The following is a 2,128-nucleotide window of genomic DNA, read 5'->3' as shown; positions in this document are numbered from 1 at the left end:
GCGGGTCTTGCCGGTGCCGGTGGCGCCCGCGACCAGACCGTGCCGGTTCAGCATGGAGAGGGAGAGCCTGATCCGGGTGTCCGGCTGCGGCTGCCCGTCCACCATCAGCACGCCCAGGTCGATGGACGGCGTGGCGAAGGTGTAGCCGCTCTTGATCTTCTCGATGGCCTGCGCAGTCATGCGGAAAAGACTCCCACAACCCACGCCTCCGCGGGGCGATGACGCGATTCGGCCACTTCCCGCAGATCAGCTGCCACACCCGTCACATCCGGGAGGTTGCGTGGCCGGATCACGTCACGATCACGCAACGCCCGCGACCGCTGCCGCGTGACTTACGGTGTGAACATGTCCCGCACCTGCCGGCGCACCGTGGCGCTGGCCCTGCTGATGCCGCTCGCCGCGTGCGCCAGTGCCGACCCGCAGGCCGGCTTCGAGTCCGCCGCCGGCGTGACCCTGCGGACGGTGGCCCCGTCCGCCGCCGACGCCCTGCCGTCCGTCGTCGAGGCCACCCGTCGGCTGGGCACCACGATGCTGGCGAAGGCACCGTCCGGCGCGAACGTGGTCACCTCACCCGCCAGCCTCGAGGTCGCCGTCGGCATGCTGGCCGAAGGTGCCCGTGGCCGCACGCTCACCGAGCTCGAAGCCCTCCTCGGCGCCAGCGGCGACCAGCGCAAGGACGCGTTCGCCGCGCTGCGCGGCACCCTGCTGCGGATGGACGGCGACCCGGCGGTGGCCCGGACGAAGGAACTGCCCGAGCGGCCCTTCGTCCACCTCGCGGACGAGGTCGTGGTGGACGACGCCTATCAGGTCTCGCCCGACTACCTCACCGCGCTCGCCGAGGACTTCGGCGCCGGCATGCAGCGCGCCGACCTCGCGTCCGCTGACGGCAAGCGGGTGCTCGACGCGTGGGTCGACCACCACACCGGCGGCCTGGTGAAGAAGTCGGCGATCGAGCCGTCGCCCGACCTGCGGGTGGTGCTGCAGGACGCGATCCTGCTCGCCGCCCGGTGGGAGCAGCCGTTCTCGCCGCACGGGACGGCGCCCCGGTCGTTCACGCTCCCGGACGGGACCCGCGTCGATGTGGAGACGATGGCCTCGTTGCGCCAGGTCGCCTACGCGGAGGCGGACGGCTGGCGCGCGGTCCGGCTGCCGTACGTGGACGGCCAACTGCACGCCGACCTACTGCTGCCGGCTGACGGCACCGACCCGGCGTCCGTGACCCCCGAACTGCTGGCGAAGATCTCCGCCGCGCTCGACCGGGCCGAACCGGTCGAGGTGGAACTCACGCTGCCGACCCTCGACCTGAAGCCCGACCCGCTGGACCTGCAGGACGTGCTGGCGTCGGCCGGCGCCAACAACCTGTGGTGCGGCACGGCCGTCGACCTGTCCGGCATCGGCCCCGAGGACCTGTGCGTGTCGCAGGCCGTCCAGCAGGCCGTGCTCGCCGTCGACGAGGAGGGCACGATCGCGGCGGCCGTCACCGAGATCGGCGCCGCTGCCGGCGCCGCGCCGGCCGAGCCGGCACAGGTGCTGCACCTGGATCGTCCGTTCCTGATGCAGATCGCGGCGACGCAGACGTCCTGGCCGCTGTTCCTGGCCGCCGTCCGCGACCCTCGCCACTGAGCAACCGGGGACGGTTCCTCTCTCGGTCCATCCCGCCGGACCGAAGCGCGCGGACCGAGAAAGGAACCGTCCCCAGTTCCGGACTGGGACTGGCTTCGGCCACCCCAACGTCCAGCCGGGTCTGCGGACAACGTGATCGGTAATGGAACCGTCGCCTTTCGTTCAGGCGGGCGACCAGGCCCGCCAGACGCGGGCGCCGAGCGCGAAGGGCAGGACGGTCGCGACCAGGAACCAGGCCAGCGACGCCCAGGTGAAGCGGAACTGCGAGGAGATCTCCGCCGCGGTGAACGTGAAGGTCGCCGGCGTGCCGAACACGGTGAGGTCCACGCTGCCGCCGCCGGTGCCGGCGACCGCGTCCATCACGCCGAGGGCGTAGGCGATCGCCAGTCCGACCAGCACGTACAGCCCGGCCGCCGCCCACCACAGTCCGCTGGACCAGCGCGGGATTGGTCGTCCGAGGGTCGCGAGGTACTCGCCGGCCAGGTCGCGCGGCCGGCCGAGTGAG

General features: G+C 72.4%; 3 protein-coding genes. 1 reads left to right on the top strand and 2 read right to left on the bottom strand.

Annotated elements, in window-relative coordinates:
- Positions 1-180 (bottom strand): helicase HerA-like domain-containing protein (locus Q1K57_RS14715; RefSeq protein WP_300083944.1); only part of this gene is annotated, 180 nt, incomplete at its 3' end.
- Positions 181-345: 165 nt separating this feature from the next.
- Between Q1K57_RS14715 and Q1K57_RS14710 the strand changes: the two genes are divergently transcribed.
- On the top strand, positions 346-1,623 hold the full coding sequence (locus Q1K57_RS14710) for a serpin family protein (RefSeq protein ID WP_300083941.1): 1,278 nt from the start codon (positions 346-348) through the stop codon (positions 1,621-1,623).
- Positions 1,624-1,785: 162 nt separating this feature from the next.
- Here Q1K57_RS14710 and Q1K57_RS14705 read toward each other — a convergent pair.
- Positions 1,786-2,128: hypothetical protein (locus tag Q1K57_RS14705; protein WP_300083939.1), on the bottom strand; the 343-nt coding region annotated here is incomplete at its 5' end.

It is taken from the genome of Propioniciclava sp., assembly GCF_029977985.1.
Classification (GTDB): Bacteria; Actinomycetota; Actinomycetes; order Propionibacteriales; family Propionibacteriaceae; genus Propioniciclava.
This window is presented reverse-complemented; position numbering and strand designations above follow the sequence as displayed.